We start from the raw sequence: 18149 nt of genomic DNA on the forward strand, positions 1-18149 counted from the left end.
CTCCCGCAATGTTATCCTTTCATTACCCTGGGGGAGACGTGGGCCTATGGCCCTTCTACAGAAAGTTTCCCCCAGGGCAATTAATCAGGGTTTCCATCTTTCCACCGATGACCAGGACCGAGCAGATGAGACCAGGGTCTGAGAGCCGCCCGGCCGGTGTCCTCGTCGTCGAGGATGACGAGGCGACGAGGCGGTGTCTCTGCGACCAGCTCACAACGCTGGGCTTCAAGGTGGCCGGCGCGCTCACTTCCGGCGAGGAGGCCGTCGAGCAGGTGGAGCGGATAAGGCCTTCGCTCGTGATAATGGACATCAAGATGCCGGGCATGGACGGCATCGAGGCGGCGAGGCTCGTGAGCCAGAGACACCCCTGCCCCGTCATCATCGTGACCGGCCACTCGCAGGAGGAGCTCATGGACGACGCCGCCGGGGCCGGCGTCTTCGCCTACCTCACGAAACCGGTCACCCGCGCCGCGCTCCAGCCGGCCATCAAGCTGGCGCTCGCCCGCTACGGCGAGTTCAGGGCGCTGAGCGAGGGCATAGACAACCTCAAGGAGGCCCTCGAAACGCGCAAATTGGTGGAGCGGGCCAAGGGCATTCTCATGAAGAGATGTAATGTAGGCGAGGACGAGGCCTTCAGGATGCTCCAGGCCCACTCGCAGAGGGAGAACAGGAAACTCAAGGATATCGCGGAGATGGTCATCTCGGCGAGCAAACTCATGTAGCCCCGGCAAAGCGGCTGGCCGGTTGTTCCAGAATTAATCGTGTATTAAAAGTTTGTAATTTTAAGCTTGACACCCGCACCGTTGTCTGATAACATGAGGGTAAAGGCGGAGTTGAAGGGGACGGATCATGACAGGGGCGTCCCTGCGGAGCGACGGTTGCTCGAGTATCCGCCTTGCGCGGCCTCAGAGGTTACGGCAGCCTCACACGGTTACTGCAGGTGACGGTCTCCACTATACTTTTGAGGCTTTTTCTGTGTCTCGAAAGGGCGGCGTCAGGGTTCAGCAAAGGGTTTCAGGCTCATAATCGTTTTTTAACCGTACCATCAGGAAAGGAGGATAGGGTATGAAAAGGCTTGTGGTGGCAACCCTCGCAGCTGTCGCTGTCGGGCTCTTCGCGGCCGGGCCGTCCATGGCTCTCCACAAGAACTTCGACAACAAGCTCACATGCGGCAACTGCCACACCATGCACAACAGTCAGGGTAACAGCGAGATCGGCGGTACCACGGGTACCGGGGCGCTCGTGCTTCTCAGGGGCAACGTCTCCGGCAGGCAGGAGATCCACAACTTCTGTCTCCAGTGTCACGCCTCCAACGGCGCCCAGGCCGGCGACACCTTCAACAACAACCACCCGGCTCCCAAGGTCTACATCGACGGCTCCGACGGCGGCGGCATAGGCGGTACCGGTGTGGACTTCAAGAGCACCGGCGACTTCGGCCAGATAGGCGCCGGCGGCGACTTCTCCGGCGAGCTCACCGGTAACAGCTCCGGCTGGAGTGTGAGGACCGACAGGGGCCAGAACAACATAGCCCGCGGCTTCGGCCATTCGCTGGGCGCCACCAACGTGCTGCCTCCCGGCTCGGCCGACGGCAACCTCGCCGCTTTCTCCTGCACGAGCTGTCACGACCCGCACGGCGCGTACGACGCCGACACCAGCACGGTCGACAAGTATCGTAACCTGAGGAAGACCCCCACCGGCTCTGGCTCCACTTCGGTCAACGTCAACGACAACACGACGAGCTGGATAGGCATGGGCGGGCAGAGCTCGGCGGCCTTCGCCAACGCCGTCATGATCGGTACCGACAAGACGACGGCCATCTGGCCCGTCTACGACTCGGACAACACCCTCGTCGGTGACGGCGGCACGGCCGACCAGGCGATATCCAACTACTACCCCGTCAACTCGGGCGACAGCATCTCCAACTGGTGCGCCACCTGCCACGACAACTGGCACGAGGACATCGCCACGACCAACGACACGGGCAGCGGCGACTGGAGACGCCACCCGGTGGACGAGATAATCTACGCCCCCGGTAACGCCAACCAGAAGTCCGGCGCCGGCGTGGACATCATCAACCTGAGCAACTACACCCAGGCGCTCATCGCGGCCGGTAAGGCGCTGCCTGTGGCCAACAACGCGTCCGACGGCAGCGGTGTATACTACCTCGACCCGGCGAGCTACAACAGCACTGACAGGGTCTTCTGTCTCTCCTGTCACTTCGCCCACGGCGGTCCCTACTACGACAACCTCAGGTGGGACTACCTCAGTGAGGTGTGGCCGGGCGGCTCGGCCGGTCAGTCCGGTAACTCCATCGCCTCGACCGTCGGTTGTCAGCTCTGCCACAACAGGTAAAGACGACCGGTAGTCGGACGACGGTTCGACAAGGCTGAACTTCTGAAGGGGGGAGGGATTCACACTCCCCCCTTTTTTTGTGGCGGCCGCTGTCGCCGGCGGGAGGAGACCGGAGAGAAAGGTAACTCAGGGCTTCAACGGTCCGCCGCGACAGGGCCGGGAAACCGGGTGCGCAGATGTCGGCAGTCATCTACAGGCTCATAGGCGCGGTTGTTGCGGCCGCGGTCCTGCTGCTCCCAACACCGTCAGGCGTCCACGCACAGGACGAGCAGCGCGGGCCGGCCACCGTCTACGTGAAGTTCCTCTTCGGCTTCGACGCAAAGCTCAGCGGCACACCCCTCACCTGGGTGAGCTGCATCTTCATCGACCCGGCCAGCGAGGAGGTCTACCTCCTCGACTCCGGCAACAGTCGGGTCGTCGTCACCGACAGGGAGGGCATCTTCCTCTACCAGTTCCGCTACAGCGAGGCCGGACTCTCAAACCCCCGCTACCTCTCCGTCGATCCCCGAAACGGCGACATCTACATGGCCGAGAACAACCGCATCGCCGTGCTCAACTACAGGGGAGACTACAAGCGCGACGTGGACCTCACCAAGGTGCCGGACTACGAAAGACTCCAGATACAGTCCTTCTACATCGTATACGACGACGACGGCGGCGGCCGCATATACATGGGCGACAATACGCTCGGCAGGGTGGTGACCGTAACCCTCGACGGCGAGTTCGTCGGCCAGTTCGTGAGGGACGACGTGGTCTTCGGCAATGTCAAGGGCCTCTACGTCGACGAGGAGAACGAAGAGCTCGTCTTCCTCGATCCCGGCATGTTCAGCGTCTTCATCTTCGGTCTCGACGGCGAGTTCATCCACCGCTTCGGCCGTGTCTCCAGTCTCATGGGAGGGTTCAGCATGGCCACGGGCATGGCCGTGGACAAGGCCAACGGGAGGATAATCGTAGTCGACACGAACAGGATGATGATCATAGGGTTCGACTGGGACGGCAAGGCCCTCTTCGAGTTCGGCGGCCCCACGGTCTTCAAGTGGCCCCGCGCCGTGGGCGTGGACTTCGAGGGGCGCATATACGTGGCCGACAACACCGGGGTCATCAAGGTATTCGAGGTGGTGGAGTGAGCGAAGCGTCCCCGCAGAGAGCTTCCTTGCGCCGGCGCCCACGGCGTGATGCGGCGTCCATGGCCGGCGCCTGCCGCATAGGCGCCCTCGTCCTCGCCGCCGCGGCGCTCCTGCTCGCGCCGTGGGCCGGAGGCGGGGAGGCCCTGGGCAGCGTCCATGGACTGCGCCTGCTCAGCACCATAGAGCGCTACTACGGCGAGACCTTCGATACGCCGCTCGACATCTTCGTGAGCCTCGACGACGAGGAGATATACCTCGTCGACGGCGGAAGGAGCGAGGTCTTCATCTTCGACCTCGAGGGCACCCCCATCTTCCGCTTCGGCAGGCGCCAGGGCGTCTCCAATCCCACGGCCGTGGCCGTGAGGGACGGGCTTATCTACCTCAGCCAGGAGGGAAAGGACTATATCGAGATATTCAACTACCGCGGCGAGAGCGTGGGACGCATAGCCCCGGACGGCGGCGTCCCCTTCAGCCCGGGCAAGATGCGTTTTGACGTGGCGGGAAACCTCTACGTGGTGAACAAGGCCCGGTCCACCTGTATCGTCTTCGACAGTGAGCTCAACTACGTGGGCGCCGTGGGCAGGCGCTTCAACTCGCTGACGGCCGTGGCCGTCTCCGAGGAGAGGGTGTATCTCATAACCCCCTACGAAGAGCAGGCCGTCAACGTCTACGGCCTCGACGGCGCCTTCATCATGAGCTACGAGGCGCTGGAGACGAGGGGGGGGACGCTGGGGCTCCCCATCGACGGCCGTGTCGACGCCTCCGGGAACCTGTGGCTCGTCGATGCGCTCCGCGGCGTGGTGGTCTACGACCGGGACGGACGGGAGCGCTGGCGTTTCGACCGCTACGGAACGGCCCGTGGAGAGGTCTTTTTCCCCGTCGATATTGATTTCGGCAGGGAAAATATGGTATATTTATTAGAAAAAGGCACTAAAAGAATCAGCGTTTTCAGGATGCTCGACTGAGTCCGGCGGTAGACGGCGAGAGCAACGCGGAAGTGTGCCAGTACCCCCGGCTCCCGGGCCGGCCGTGGCAGGGATAGGCCCACACAGCCCCGAGAGGAAAGCGAATGCCTTTGTCGACTGGAGTCTCAAACCGTGGAGCCCTCTGGAGGCTGATAAGCAGGGTCGTTTCTCTTGCAGCGGCGCTGCATATCGGCATCGGCGTCGGCCTGGCCGGCGAGTATCACGCCACCAAGGAGGAGACCTTCTCCAAGACCACGGAGACACTGGCCTGCTCGCAGTGCCACACCATGCACGGCACCCAGGGCGGGGCGTCCATGATATACACGGGGGGGACGGCCACCTATCCGGCGCTCATCCGCGCCGCCTCCATAGTGGAGCTGTGCCGCACCTGCCACGAGGCCAACTCCCTGGGGATGAGCAATCCCACGCCGCCCGACGTGTGGAACAACACGCTCGGCTACGTGGCCTCGGCCGGCGACTTCAACGACAGGGGGGTCTCTCCGGCCAACGAGGCCAACCGCCATTCGGTGGGGCAGAGCAACAAGGTTCCGCCGGGCTCCAACCCGACGCTCACCATACCCTACTTCAGCTGCATAAGCTGCCACGATCAGCACGGCAACACGAATTTCAGGAACCTGCGCTTTCGTCCCGGCAACGCCACATCGGACATAACGGTCAGCTACAGGCTCGACAACAGCTCGCAGTGCTCGGACGGGACCTCCACGCCCTGTGACGTGAACAACGATACCACCTCAAACCCCCTTTCGCAGGCCAATCTCACCAAGTACCAGCGCGACAACGTGACGTTCACCAGGACGGCCAGCAACACCAACGGCATCGCCGCATGGTGCGGCGGCTGCCACAACGACTTCCACGGCGCCGGCGGGGCCTCCAACATGGGAGGAAGCCCCTCGGGCGACACCAACACGGGGAACCCGTGGAAACGCCATCCGGTGCGGGACGTCGATATAAACGAGGGACAGACCAACATGCACGCCGACAGGGCCAACTGGGCCTCCGAGTATCCGACCGCCCAGCTCAGGGTGGTCAACCCCGACGACGTAGACCCGACCTCCAGCGTGGCCGACGAGCAGCCCTTCTGCCTCACCTGCCACTATGCGCACGGCGGCGGCAACCCCAACAGCGCCACCGACCCGGCTTACGACCACAGCAACCTCGTGCAGCTCGATACGTCGGTGCCGCCGAAGCTCAACATCGAGAGCGGCTACAACACCTCCACCGGCATGCTCCGAAACGTCTGCCAGAAGTGCCACAACCAGTAGCCGGCCTCAGGCGGCCCACCGCCGTGCCGCATCCCTCTTGGCTTGTTCCGGGCGAGATTCGGGAGCCTCCCGGCAGAGGCCTCTTCTCATGGGCAGCCGCGAGGCCTGAGCGCGCCAGGCGGGGTTTGTTACGCCTTTGCGCTCCGGCCTCGCGGCCTCCGCTACGCGGGCAGGCCGCAATAGACGGGGAATCCGAGGCGGGCGCTGGGCCCGGGCTCCCTTCTTCGGAAAGGGTTCCACGCCGGCAGTGAACGAATCATATCTTCCAGAGGGGAAAGAGGAACGTCCATGAAACAGATCGGTCTTGTCGTCGTCATGGCCCTTCTCATAGGCGGGGTCATCTACGGCGGCTACTACGGCTACAAACTCAAGAACACGCCGCCCGAGCAGGTCGTCTACACCGACGCGGCGCAGATGCAAGAGGACATCGAAAGGCTCGAGGGCCTGAAAAAGAGCAGGGGTCTGAGCTGGCAGGACGCCTACCGTCTCGGCGTGGCCTACGTCCAGAGCGGCCGCATCGCCGAGGCCGTGGCCCAGCTCGAGGACGTGGCCGAGCGCAGGCCCCGTTTCTACAAGACCTACGTCTCCCTCGGCATGGCCTATTTCCGCAGCGGAGAGTACGAGAAGGCCGTCTCCGCATGGAATACCGCCATGGAGCTCGACCCGGAGCAGTCGGCCTTCCTCGACGAGATGATAAAGAGGGCCGAGCGGAAGATCGAGTTCATAAAGAGGATAGCCGAGCTCGAAGAGGAGATACAGAGACCCGGAGCCTCGTGGGAGAAACGTTTCGAGCTGGCCACCCTCTACTTCGGCATGAAAGAGGTCGCCAAGGCGAGAGAGCAGCTCGAAGAGGTCGTCAAGAGCCGCAAGGACATGCCCGAGGTGTACGACGCCCTCTCGCGCACCTACATGATGGAGGGGCGCGTAAAGGATGCCGCCGATGCGCTGGGCAGGGCCGCAGAGCTCAGCCCCGACAACGAAGACTACAAAAAACGCCTCTCCGAGATGGAGAACTACCTGGCCGCTCAAGAGGAGCGCCCCGACCGGTAGGGCACGGCCCGCCGACACCCCCAACACACCGTTTTTTTGTCAACACCTGCTAAAGAAAGCCGTCCCCCTTCCGAAAAGTATTATATCGGCTCCATGAGACGGCCTCATATGATCGATTACCCTGAGGGAACCTTTTTGAAAAAAGGTTCCCTCAGACTCCCTCCAAAAACTTTCAATACGAGTTGGTTTCCCCCTGTTTTGCCAAGCAAAACAGGGGGAAACCAACTCGTATTGAAAGTCTTTGAAGGGGGTCTGGGGGAAACGTGGGCCTATGGCCCTTCTACAGAAAGTTTCCCCCAGGGTAATTAATCAGAGTTTGCCGAACATTTCATCAAAAGGAGGGGGACTGTGCATACTCCTCGCGGAGAGTCTCAGTCCGGCGGTGGCAAGAGGTACTCGTTGAAACTGTACAGGCCCAAGATAGGCGTAGGTCCCAAGACATGGATGGCGTTGTCGGTGATATTCTGGGTGCCCATCGTGGGACTGGCCGCCGTCCTGTTTTTCTTTTTCAAGAGCATAGTCTATGAAGAGACGCTCGGTTCCATAAACATCCACCTCAAGGGGGCGGAGGGGGTGTTCAGCGAGCGCCGCCAGGTGGTGGAGAGTCTGGCCGCCGAGGCGGCCGGCCGTCAGGAGGTGCGCTCGGCGCTTGCGGGCCGTGACGAGGCCGCCCTGAGGTCGGTGCTGCTCGAGCTCGGAAAGCGCAATCCCTTCATCGACATCTGGGCCTTCGTAGACGACAAGCAGCGTGTCGTGGCCAGGCGAAGCGGCGCGAGCGGCGATATCATGCGCCTGGGCGACACAATCCCCAACGCCATAACCCAGGGCGATGTGACAAGCTCGGTGGAGCTTGTGAGCACCGAGTTCCTGGCCCGCGAGTCACGGGAGCTCACCGAGCGCATAAAGGACAAGACGGCCATAGCCCAGTTCGTCGTCGCTCCTGTGAGAGGCGGCGACAAGGTGATCGGCGCCCTCGTGGCCGGCATGGTCCTCTCCGGCGACCCCTGGCTCGGCAACGCGGTCTACGAGCGTTACGGCATAGAGCTCGCGCTCTTCGCAGGCGAGCCCCCGGAGTACTCCTTCCTCCACGCCACGGCCTCCCTGCCCAGGAGCACCTGGGTCATCGGCCAGCCCATACCCGAAAAGCTCAACTTCGAGATATCGCTCGGCAGGCCCTTCAGCGGCATCGTGACCGTAGACGGCAGGGAAAACCTCGTGGCCTTCGAGCCCCTGAAGGACAGCCGCAACCGCATCATCGGCGCCCTCGGCGTGAGCATGCCGGCAAAGGAGATCGAGGGGCTTGTGCTCCGCACCATCGCCAAGGGCGTTGCCATTGCGGCCCTGCTCGGTCTCGTAATAGCCGCCGTAGTCACCTTTTTCATCCATGCCGACATCACCAGGCCCATGAAGCTTCTGGTGGAGGCCATGGAGGCCTTCGGCAGAGGCGAGATCGACATAAGCGTCGACCTCAAGACGGGCGACGAGTTCGAAACCCTCGGCTCGGGTTTCAACGTCATGGCCCAGGGCATCCAGAGGCGGGAAGAGCGTCTGAAAAAGCACAACGAGGTCGCCAAGCTGCTCATGAGCACCCTCAACCTGCAGGAACTCCTCGAGAGGATACTCGACATAGTCGTGGAGGTGACGGACTCGCAGCTTGGGATCATATACCTGTGCGAGAACGAGGGCGGCGAGGCGGTCCTCTCGCCGCGCGTGCGCTACGGCACGGCGTCGGAGCTCAAGACCCTGAAGATTGACTCCGGCTATCCCGGCCGGGCCGCCAGGGACATGCGCACCTTCATCGTGGCGACGCCGGAGGGCGCCGAGGCGGAGCTCATGGAGCTCGGCTTTGCCAAGGTCACGCCCCGGGAGGTCGCCTACATACCGCTTTCCTACCAGGAAAAGCTGCTGGGCGTGCTCGTCGTGGGAAGCTCGGGCCGGTACAGCGAAGACGAGGTCCAGCTCTTCGACTACCTGGCCAGCCAGATTTCCATCGCCCTCGACAACGCCATAATGCACCAGCAGATCCAGGAGCTCTCCATCACCGACGCCCTCACCGGCCTCTATAACCGCCGCTACCTCAACAAGCGGCTCGGCGAGGAGTGGGCACGCAGTCTGCGCCACAAGGAGCCGCTCTCCATCTTCCTCTCCGACGTCGACAACTTCAAGTCCGTCAACGACACCTACGGCCACGACCGCGGCGACGAGGTCCTCAAGCACATCGCCGCCACCATCAAAAAATGCGTGCGCAAGGAAGACATCGCAGCCCGCTACGGTGGAGAGGAGTTCGTCATCGTGCTGCCGGACACGAAGGGCGAGGACGCCCGCGTCTTCGCCGAGCGCGTGGCCGCCGCCGTGAAGGAGCACAAGTTCGAGTGGATGGGCCGGGGTGTGACCATGAGCATAGGCATCGCCTGTCTCCCGGAGGTGAAGGTAGACAGCTACGACGACCTCGTCCAGGCCGCCGACCAGGCCATGTACCGCGCCAAGGTGACGGGCAAGGACCGGGTGGTGGTCAAGGGCGCCGACGGCGACGACGCATAGACCGTCTCGACGAGACCCCGAGCCCCGCGGGGAAGCTCTCTGAGCAGGCCCGCCTCCCCCGCCCGCACACCACTTCGATAACTCTGACTCGGGCCGAAGGGCCTCGTTCCCTTCCTTCGGGCATGAACGCGGACGCGGCTCGAAGAGCGAATGAGAGGTCTTTGGAGGTTCCCCCGGTCTCGTTACGGCGGGAGAGGGTTGTCTCTTACGGGCGGGGCGGAACACGCCCCGCCCGTTTACCGGTCGTCGAGGAAGGCCAGTCTCCTTTCGAGTTCGGCGCCGTCGCCGAGTGACTCGGCGAGCCCGGCTGGCCGGCCTTGCGGCGGGAGGCCGACCACCGGCCTTCGCCGCAGCCCCATCCCCCTCAGCTCCCTTTTCAGTTCGCCGTGGTGGGGGTCGATCTCAAGGCCCTTTCTGAAGGCCTTGGCGGCGAACTCCAGGCATCCTCCGAGCTGGCAGACGCGACCGAGGTTTAGATATATGTCGGGATTGTGGATCTCTCGTCGAACGGCCATTATGCCGAGCGAGAGGGCCTGTTCGTAGTCGCCTTCCACTCTGGCTATACTGAGGGCGTAGTACGAAAGGGCGGCGGCGTCCATGGTGAAGAGCAGGTCCTTTTCGAGGACCTCTATGGCCTCGGCGTAGCGGCCGGCCCGCGCAAGGGCCATGCCCTCTTCGATCCTTCTCCGGTTGTGGGGGTCAAGCATAGGCGGCCCTTCGATGGTTGCGCTATTTGCAGAGAGCTGCAGACGGCGGGTGAGCCCTGTTTGATTATAGCCGTCCGGGCGCGCCGCCATATGTGACGTGGGTCACGGGACGGGTGAATTTCGGCGATCCCTTTAATGCGGTTGTTTTTTTCTTGATGATCGGATATAATGGAAAGCAATCGTTGATGCGGTCTTCTCGCAACCGGCCTTCCGGGCCGGTGTCGCCCGGTCGGTTGTCGCTTGACCCTTCCGGTGCTCAAGCGGACACCTCGAAGCCCTGTGCGGCGGGACCTTCGATTTCGATTCTGCACAGACATTTGCGGTGACGCCTTTATTCGCTCGACCAATGCCTTTCGTGACCGGGTGTCCAGGAGCCTTTCCATTTTCATGTAGATATCGGCAGTGGGGTGACGGCAGGTTGGGCCGCCGGTGTTGACGTCTACAGTCTTCCCGTCCCGCCGGTTCCGGTGCCGGCAGGCTCGCGGCCGGTGAGGGGTTGTAGCTCGGTCCCGAAGGCCGCCGGAGGTGGGGCTGTTTGCAGGTGCGCGGCCTTTGGCGTCGGGTCTTTCGACTCCGGCGTCCGCTGAACTGGTGAAGCGTAGAACTCTGTAACGGTGCCGGCGGCCGGCGACTCCCTCCGACGCCGTGCGACAAAGAAGGTGACGGCCGAATGCTCAAAGGTCTTCTGAGGAAAAAGCGCAACAGCAGGAAGCTCTGCATAGTCGGTCTCGACGGCGTGCCCTGCACGCTGCTCAAGGAATACATGGACAAGGGGTATCTGCCGTCCCTGTCGCGCATACTCGATGGCGGTTTCAGGCTCCACCAGATGGACGCCTCGATCCCCGACGTCTCGTCCACGTCGTGGACCTCCTTCATGACCGGCGTGAACCCGGCCGAGCACGGCATCTACGGCTTCATGGACCTGCGGCCCGGAGGCTACGAGCTCTTCTTCCCCAACTCGTCGGACATAAAGGCCCCGGCGCTCTGGGACATCGCCGGGAAGAGAGTCGACGGCAAGACGTCGACTCTCGCCGAGAGTTACGGAGACCGCCTTTGCGAGCCTCTTCGTTCCGTCGTGCTCAACATACCGCAGACCTACCCGGCCCGGCCTCTGAACGGCCTGCTCACCGCCGGGTTCGTCTGCCCCGACCTGAGAAAGGGCACCTACCCAGACTCGCTCTACCGCTACCTCGACTCCATCGGCTATCTCTCCGACGTCGACGCAACCAGGGCGGTGAGCGACGCCGACGGCTTCTTCAGGGAGCTGTTCGAGGCCCTCGAAAAGCGAAGGATCGCCTACGAGCACCTCATGAGGAACGAGGAGTGGGACCTCTTCATCGGCGTAGTCACCGAGACGGACAGGCTCCACCACTTCTTCTTCCACGCGGCCCGCGACGACGGCGACCCGCGCCACCGGGTCTTCGTCGACCTCTACCGGGAGATCGACTCGCTCGTGGGCTCGCTCTTCGACACCTTCATGGACATGACCGGCGGCGAGGGCTTCTTCATGACCATGTCGGACCACGGTTTCACTACACTCGAGAGGGAATTCTACATCAACGCATGGCTCAGGCGCGAGGGCTTCCTCAAGCTCGACCCCTCGGGCAGCTTCTACGAGCAGGTGGCCGCGGGCACCAGGGCCTTTGCGCTCGATCCCGCCAGGATATACATCAACGTCGAGGGGAGGTATCCGCGTTCCGGTGTCGCCGCCGCCGACAGGGACGCCGTGAAGTCGGAGCTCAAGTCCCTCCTCTCGGAGATCCGCCACAGTGACGGCAGGAAGGTCGTAAGGGAGATATACGACGGCGACGAAATCTACGACGGACCCATGCGCGCCAGCGGGCCGGACCTGGTCTGTCTCCCCAGCGACGGCTTCGATATCAAGGGCGCCCTGAAAAAGGACGAGCCTTTCGGAAAGGGACACTTTACGGGAATGCACACATCCTATGACGCCCACTGCGTGCTGCCCGAGGGAGCGCGGACGCCGGAGCGCCTTCAGATAGAGAACCTCGCCTGGATCGCCCTGGAATACCTCGCCGGTCGAGGCGCTTAGTTCGGAAAGGAGTTACATGCCATGGATCATCTCAGTGCGCTGGAGAACAAGAGCATCTTCATAATAAGGGAGGCCTACTACAGGTTCCGCAACATCGCCATGCTCTGGTCTGTAGGCAAGGACTCTACCACCCTTCTGTGGCTTTGCCGCAAGGCCTTCTTCGGCAGGATACCCTTTCCGGTAATCCACATCGACACGGGCTACAAGTTCCCCGAGATGTACAGGTTCAGGGACGAGTACGCCAGGAAATGGGGGCTCAACCTCATAGTGGGGCGCAACGAGGAGAAGATAGCCGAGGGCATGGGGCCCGACAAGGGCGCAAAGCTCGACTGCTGCAACGAGCTCAAGACCAACGCCCTCAAGCAGACCATAGCGAAGTACGGGATCGACGCGCTCTTGCTGGGCATACGGCGCGACGAGCACGGAATACGCGCAAAAGAGAGGGTCTTCTCGCCGCGCGACGACGACTTCAAGTGGAACTACGAGGACCAGCCCGCCGAGCTCTGGGACCAGTACAAGTCCACCGCCGCCGAGGACAATCACTTCAGGATACATCCCATACTCCACATGACGGAGCTTGACATCTGGCGCTACATCAGGCGGGAGAATATCCCTCTCTCGGAGCTGTATCTTGCCAGGGACGGCAAGCGCTACCGGAGCCTGGGATGCGTGCCATGCTGCGGCCCCGTGGAGTCGACGGCGTCGAACGTGGACGAGATTATATACGAGATCGAACACTCCACGACCTCGGAGCGCGCCGGAAGGGCCCAGGACAAGGAGGATGCCTACACCATGCAGAAACTGCGCTCGCTGGGCTACATGTAAGGAGGAACCGCGATGATGGAGGAGAATTCGCTTCACATAGTGATAGTAGGGCACGTCGACCACGGCAAGAGCACCCTTATAGGGAGGCTCTTCTACGACACCGGTTCCCTCCCCCCCGACAAGCTCGAAGAGATAAGGCGCATAAGCGCTTCCCAGGGCAGGGACACGGAGTTCGCCTATGTGATGGATCACCTCGAGGAGGAGCGCAACAAGGGCATCACCATAGACATAGCCCATACCTTCTTCACCACCGACAGGCGCCGCTACGTCATAATAGACGCGCCCGGCCACAAGGAGTTCATAAAGAACATGATAAGCGGAACGTCGCAGGCCGAGGCGGCGCTCCTTCTCGTCGACATAAGCCAGGGCATAAGGGAGCAGACCCGCAGGCACTGCTACATACTGAGCATGCTCGGCGTGAGACAGGTGGCGGTGGTGGTCAACAAGATGGACATGGTCGGCTACGACCGTCAGCGCTTCGAGGCCCTGGCAACGGAGATCACGGCGCTTCTCGAAGGTCTCGGCGTGACCCCTTCCTATGTGATACCAATCAGCGCAAAGCTGGGCGACAACGTGGCGGCCCGTTGCGAGCGGCTCGACTGGTTCGACGGTCCAACGGTGCTCGAGGCCCTTGACAGTTTCGAGGCCCTCAAGGTGGAGGAGAAGGGGTTGAGGTTCCCGGTCCAGGACATCTACGACCTCGACGGTGTCGCCGTCGCCGTGGGCCGGGTGGAGGCCGGACGGATCGAAAAGGGCCGCAAGGCGATAGTCCTTCCCGACAACAGGGAGGTGACGATCCTTGAGGTGAAGAAATTCGGCGAGGACGACATGGCCTGCGCCGGCGCCGGCGAGTGTGTGGGGCTGAGGATCGAGGGAGAGGGGCTGCGCAGAGGTCACGTGCTCGTCGACAAGCCCACGGCGACCGTGACCGACACCATAGAGGCCAATATCTTCTGGATGGTGGAGAAGGATTACGAGATGGGCGTTCCCGTCACATGGAAGTGCGCCACCCAGGAGGCGCGCGGCACGATAAGGAAGATCAGCAAGCGCTTTGATCCCGCCTCCATCGAGATCATAGAAAAGGACGCCAGCCGCATAAAGCCCGCCGAGGTAGCCGAGGTTGAGATAAGACTCGACCATCCGGTGGTCATCGACAGGTTCGCCGACATCCCCGAGATGGGGCGCTTCGTCCTGGAGCACAGGGGATACCCCGTCGCCGGCGGCATCATAATCTGACGATTCGGCGGCCGCGGCGAACCGGCAATGGCGTGGTCTCGGGAAGGTCCGCCGCCGTGTGCTCCACGTGGCGACGGCAAACCTGCCAGTTCCTCACATAAAAACGTCTAATCAACGAAGTATGATGTCTTCAAACGTCTGTGGCGCAAGTGACTACGCAGCGTTCCGTACTCTGTGAGGGAGTTGGGGCATTCTGTTGCCGGCTGATAGAGTATTGTAGTCGAAGCGGCACGGCCACCTGCTTCCCGGCCGAGAGCCTGTTGTTCGACCGCCCTCTCGCAGCCTCGCTCGCTGAGGCAAGGCTCGACACCATATGCTTCTCCATTGATGACTTTGGTGGGACAGCGGATGCCGTTCGGCGGAAGCGGGTCGCATTCGTCAAGGTAAGACGGGTGCTCGAAAACGTCCTTACAGGGCGCGGCGGGGCAAACGACCGAAGATCGAGATATGCACGACCATATTCGATTCTGCAAGCGGTTGAAATCAAGGGACCGGAGGATGGCGTGGCTGTTTTGTCTTCGGAAAAGATCGATTTGCTATACAACGAGGTGCGCAGGGGTGGGTGGACTAAAGGATTCTCGCTGTTGGCCTCGTCTCTGCCTTTCGATGAGGTATTGCTCCTGGACAATGTCGTCAACGGCGGCTTTGTTGGCTGGAAGTTGCTCCTTGATCTCTCTGGAATAAGAAGAGCCTTGATAGTTGAGACTCTGCTGGGGAATATAACGGAATCATTCGCACTCCATTGCGGCGAAGTCCACACGCTGCACTTCGATCAGCGGATACTGGAATGTGTAGTGGAAAGGTTGAAGGAGAAGAAGATTGAAAATGTAACCCATGGCAGGCTTGATGGCGGCAAGGACCTGCCTTTTGTCGATAACTCCTTTGATCTGATTGTCGTGCACGATATGGGTGTCGTATTCCAGTATCTTGACGGCGGGGCGGCACATAAAGAAAAGTTGAAATGGTTTTTGGGGGAGACAAGAAGGCTCTTGGCGGAGTCCGGTACCCTTTACCTTTCGTTCGGTAACAGGCTCGGCCTCTATAATCTTTTTCACCGGACAAGGCGCGGGAGCGGTGTTGCAACTCCAGGAAGTGAGAGGGAGTTGTTCTCAATGTATGAGGTTAAGAGGGTTCTGCGTGAAAGCGGTCTAAACTCGTTTAAATTCTATGCGGCAAACCCCTCAATAGAGGAGATGAGACAAATCAGGAGGTTGTGTTCTCCCATGGACTTTAGCTGGAGGGAGAAGGGTGGGAGCAGGGGGGTTAAAGCCGCTATAAAGGATTACTTCAAGAGTTCGGGTATATGCGCTCAGGCCTTTGTGGTCACTGCCTCAACTTCCGGGGGGGCAGGATTCTTGGAACAAATAATCGATTATTCAGGGTTGGGCGAGAAAGGATGCAAGATAAAGGATTTCAAACTGGGCAATGTCCCTATAGCGATACTCGAATCTGACGAAAACAAAGTACGTGACGGAGGTTTCGTCGTACGCTTGCCTCTCGACAAAGAACGCATCGGTCTTTGCAAGCGCAACGCCGACACATTGAGCTTGCTGGCGGAGATGAAGTGGGAGGGGGTCGGCATATCCCGTCCCTGGAAAAAGACTTACAATGGACTGACCTTCTTTGTGGAGGATAAGATAGCGGGTGTTTCGGCCAGAGACAACCTCGGCGCTTCCTTCGCAGACTGCTTTACGAATATTGCCGATTACTTGATCGACATGCACCTGAGAACCGCAAGAAGGGCTACATTGACGGCTGATTCTTTCGTAAGGCTTTTTGAACCCTATAAGAGCTTTCTTGAAAGCAATCTCGACAAGGCCGACGGCGGTCGTCTCGGCTCCTTCGAGAGGTTTGTGAGGACGAGGCTCGTGGGGGCGGAGCTTCCGAAGGTGCTCCAGCACGGCGACTTGAGCCTGGAGAATGTCTTGGTCGACCCGGAAACGGCTTCCGTTAATGGTATCATAGACTGGGAGTTCTCCGAGCACGAGGGACTGCCTTTTATTGACTGCCTTCAGCTGATCGCTTCCAAGCGAAGAGTGCAACAGAGGAAGACTCTCGGCGATATCTTTGCGACGGTCATCTTGCCGTTGAGGTTCGATGCCTTGGAGAAAAACTTTGTGGAAAGGTATGTCGAAGCTCTTGGAATAGACAGGAACCTTCTGGCGCCGTTGGCGATCATATCGTGGCTTCATCATATTGTAAGAAAAGTGCGATTTCAATTCTTGTGGAGCCATCCCGAGTGGAAGGAAAACGGGATAGCCGGACCATTCAGGGTCGTAAGGTCCCTGTACTTGTGACGATCGCCACCGTGGACGGTATGAAGAACCGAATAGTATTGTTTTTCGCCATGGCCGACTCAGACATCGGCAACGTCTTTTCGGGACGGCCTGTTAATACTCCGGCCACAAGTATGCCTGAATATGCTATAGTAATCTCGTGGAAAAGATAGAGACTCGCAGACTATCCGAAGCAGTGTTTGAGGACAAGGGCCTTAAGCCGCTGCGGTTGATGAAGAAGGGGATTGGTCGCCTCCGAAGTGGAGGAAGTTGCAGGTCTACATGGAGAGACTGACGGGTTGGTGTCCGTTCCGGGCGATCATCAGCTCGGATAAGGCGCTCAGCTCCATGGACGGCTTTCGCGGTAGGGGCCGGAACGCTTTTGAGAGTATTTCCGGCGTGAAGATCCACTATACTTCCATGGAAATTGTGTTTAACTACCTTGAGGGAGCCGGGGGCTTATACGCCGGCTCCCCCGGCGGAACACATCAGAGTCTCCATAATAGATATAGCCGGTCGACTTGACGGCCACCGTTGGGTATCGAAGAAGTTTCCTGAGATGGGTTAAATCGACTTTTCTTCCATCAGTGTACGCCTGAGTTATGAGAGTAGAGCTTATAGAATCGTGCGACGGCCTCAAGCGGCTCTCGGGCAGATGGAATGAACTGCTGGAGGAGAGCGGCTGCGCTAACATATTCCTCACCGAGGAATGGGTCTGGACGTGGTGGGAGTGTTTCGGTGACGGCAAGCGACTGTATATAATAACCGTGTATACCGACGAGGGAGAGCTTGTGGGTATCGCGCCCTTCTTGAGACATCGTGTCCGGACTTGCGGAATGGACTTCACGGCGGTGGGATTGCTTGGTTCGGGCGACGAAGTCTCGCCCGACTACCTCGACATAATCGTCCGTAAGAATATGAGCGACAAAGTAGCGGAAGAGGTGGCCGGCTTTCTTCTCGGCGCCGGCAAGAGGGACTGGGACCTTGTTGCTCTCAACGATGTGCTCTCCAACTCGATCGTGATGGCCATGGTGAAGAAAATGGCCGACAGCCGGGGATTGAAGTTGTGGGACTTTCCCCACAACGCTTGTCCGTATATCCGTCTGCCCGATACGTGGGACGAATACTCCAAGAGTATCTCCGGCAAGAAGAGATACGAGATGAGAAGGAGGCTCAAGCTGCTGAAAAAGGACCACCGTGTGGAGTTTGTGCGGCTTGAGAGGAGAGAGGATGTTGAAGACGCCCTCAGTACCTTCTTCTCCCTACATTCAGGCCGCTGGGAGGGACGGGGTAAAAAAGGGATGTTTGACGCCCATAATAATGTCATGGCCTTCCACAGGAAAGTGGCACCTCTGCTCTTTGAAAGGAACTGGCTTCGCATCTTCTTCTTGAAGGTCGACGGCAAGCCGGTGGCGGCGCTCTACGGCTTCGAATACGACCGACGACTCTTTCACTACAACGCCGGCTACGATATCAGCTGGTCGAAGTTTGGAGTGGCCAAGCAACTCATTGCCTTTGTAATCGAGGAGTCTATCGTCAATGGTCTTGTTGAGTTTGACTTCCTGAAAGGGGAGGAGCCTTACAAGTACGACTTCACTAAGACCCAGCGACAGCTCTTCACCGCTCTGCTCTGGAGCGACTCGCTGAAAGGAAGGCTCCACAGGGTGGCTAATGGCGCCTTGCGTAAACTGAAAGGCTATAAACGACAAATCAACACCTGAAGGTGGGGGCCGT

General features: G+C 60.3%; 13 protein-coding genes. 12 read left to right on the forward strand and 1 reads right to left on the reverse strand.

Going from position 1 to position 18149, the window contains the following annotated elements:
• Positions 1-8: 8 nt before the first annotated feature.
• From ENJ37_06220 to ENJ37_06250, 7 genes are all read left to right on the forward strand, one after another.
• Positions 9-722, forward strand: a complete 714-nt coding sequence (locus tag ENJ37_06220; protein HHL40082.1) for a response regulator — start codon at positions 9-11, stop codon at positions 720-722.
• A gap of 343 nt (positions 723-1065) precedes the next feature.
• Positions 1066-2352 carry a hypothetical protein gene (locus ENJ37_06225; GenBank protein HHL40083.1) on the forward strand — a complete coding sequence of 429 codons (1287 nt, stop codon included), beginning with the start codon at positions 1066-1068 and terminating at the stop codon, positions 2350-2352.
• A 176-nt stretch (positions 2353-2528) separates the two neighbouring features.
• On the forward strand, positions 2529-3479 hold the full coding sequence (locus ENJ37_06230; protein ID HHL40084.1) for a hypothetical protein: 951 nt from the start codon (positions 2529-2531) through the stop codon (positions 3477-3479).
• Complete coding sequence (locus tag ENJ37_06235; GenBank protein HHL40085.1) at positions 3476-4444, forward strand: hypothetical protein; 969 nt, start codon at positions 3476-3478, stop codon at positions 4442-4444. The genes ENJ37_06230 and ENJ37_06235 overlap by 4 nt, the downstream gene beginning before the upstream one ends.
• 104 nt (positions 4445-4548) lie before the next feature.
• Positions 4549-5727, forward strand: a complete 1179-nt coding sequence (locus ENJ37_06240; GenBank protein ID HHL40086.1) for a hypothetical protein — start codon at positions 4549-4551, stop codon at positions 5725-5727.
• A gap of 288 nt (positions 5728-6015) precedes the next feature.
• Positions 6016-6777, forward strand: coding sequence for a tetratricopeptide repeat protein (locus tag ENJ37_06245; protein ID HHL40087.1), 762 nt, complete (start codon positions 6016-6018; stop codon positions 6775-6777).
• A gap of 399 nt (positions 6778-7176) precedes the next feature.
• Positions 7177-9318: a diguanylate cyclase gene (locus ENJ37_06250; protein ID HHL40088.1), complete on the forward strand. Its 2142-nt coding sequence runs from the start codon at positions 7177-7179 to the stop codon at positions 9316-9318.
• Positions 9319-9554: 236 nt separating this feature from the next.
• Here the strand turns inward: ENJ37_06250 and ENJ37_06255 are convergent, their stop codons facing one another.
• On the reverse strand, positions 9555-10025 hold the full coding sequence (locus tag ENJ37_06255; protein ID HHL40089.1) for a hypothetical protein: 471 nt from the start codon (positions 10023-10025) through the stop codon (positions 9555-9557).
• A 670-nt stretch (positions 10026-10695) separates the two neighbouring features.
• Here ENJ37_06255 and ENJ37_06260 point away from each other — a divergent pair.
• The 5 genes from ENJ37_06260 (at position 10696) to ENJ37_06280 (ending at position 18136) form a co-directional block, all read left to right on the forward strand.
• Positions 10696-12078, forward strand: a complete 1383-nt coding sequence (locus ENJ37_06260; GenBank protein ID HHL40090.1) for a hypothetical protein — start codon at positions 10696-10698, stop codon at positions 12076-12078.
• A 21-nt stretch (positions 12079-12099) separates the two neighbouring features.
• Positions 12100-12903, forward strand: coding sequence for a sulfate adenylyltransferase subunit 2 (locus ENJ37_06265; GenBank protein HHL40091.1), 804 nt, complete (start codon positions 12100-12102; stop codon positions 12901-12903).
• Positions 12904-12915: 12 nt separating this feature from the next.
• The gene (locus tag ENJ37_06270) at positions 12916-14139 is read left to right on the forward strand and encodes an elongation factor Tu (GenBank protein ID HHL40092.1); all 1224 of its coding nucleotides are present in this window, start codon (positions 12916-12918) and stop codon (positions 14137-14139) included.
• Positions 14140-14279: 140 nt separating this feature from the next.
• A complete protein-coding gene (locus ENJ37_06275; protein HHL40093.1) occupies positions 14280-16436 on the forward strand; it encodes a methyltransferase domain-containing protein in 2157 nt (718 codons plus the stop codon).
• 581 nt (positions 16437-17017) lie between these two features.
• Positions 17018-18136 (forward strand): GNAT family N-acetyltransferase, encoded by a 1119-nt coding sequence (locus tag ENJ37_06280; GenBank protein ID HHL40094.1) that lies wholly within the window; start codon positions 17018-17020, stop codon positions 18134-18136.
• The last annotated feature ends 13 nt before the right edge of the window (positions 18137-18149 follow it).

The organism is Deltaproteobacteria bacterium (genome assembly GCA_011375175.1).
Taxonomy (GTDB): domain Bacteria; phylum Desulfobacterota; class GWC2-55-46; order GWC2-55-46; family DRME01; genus DRME01.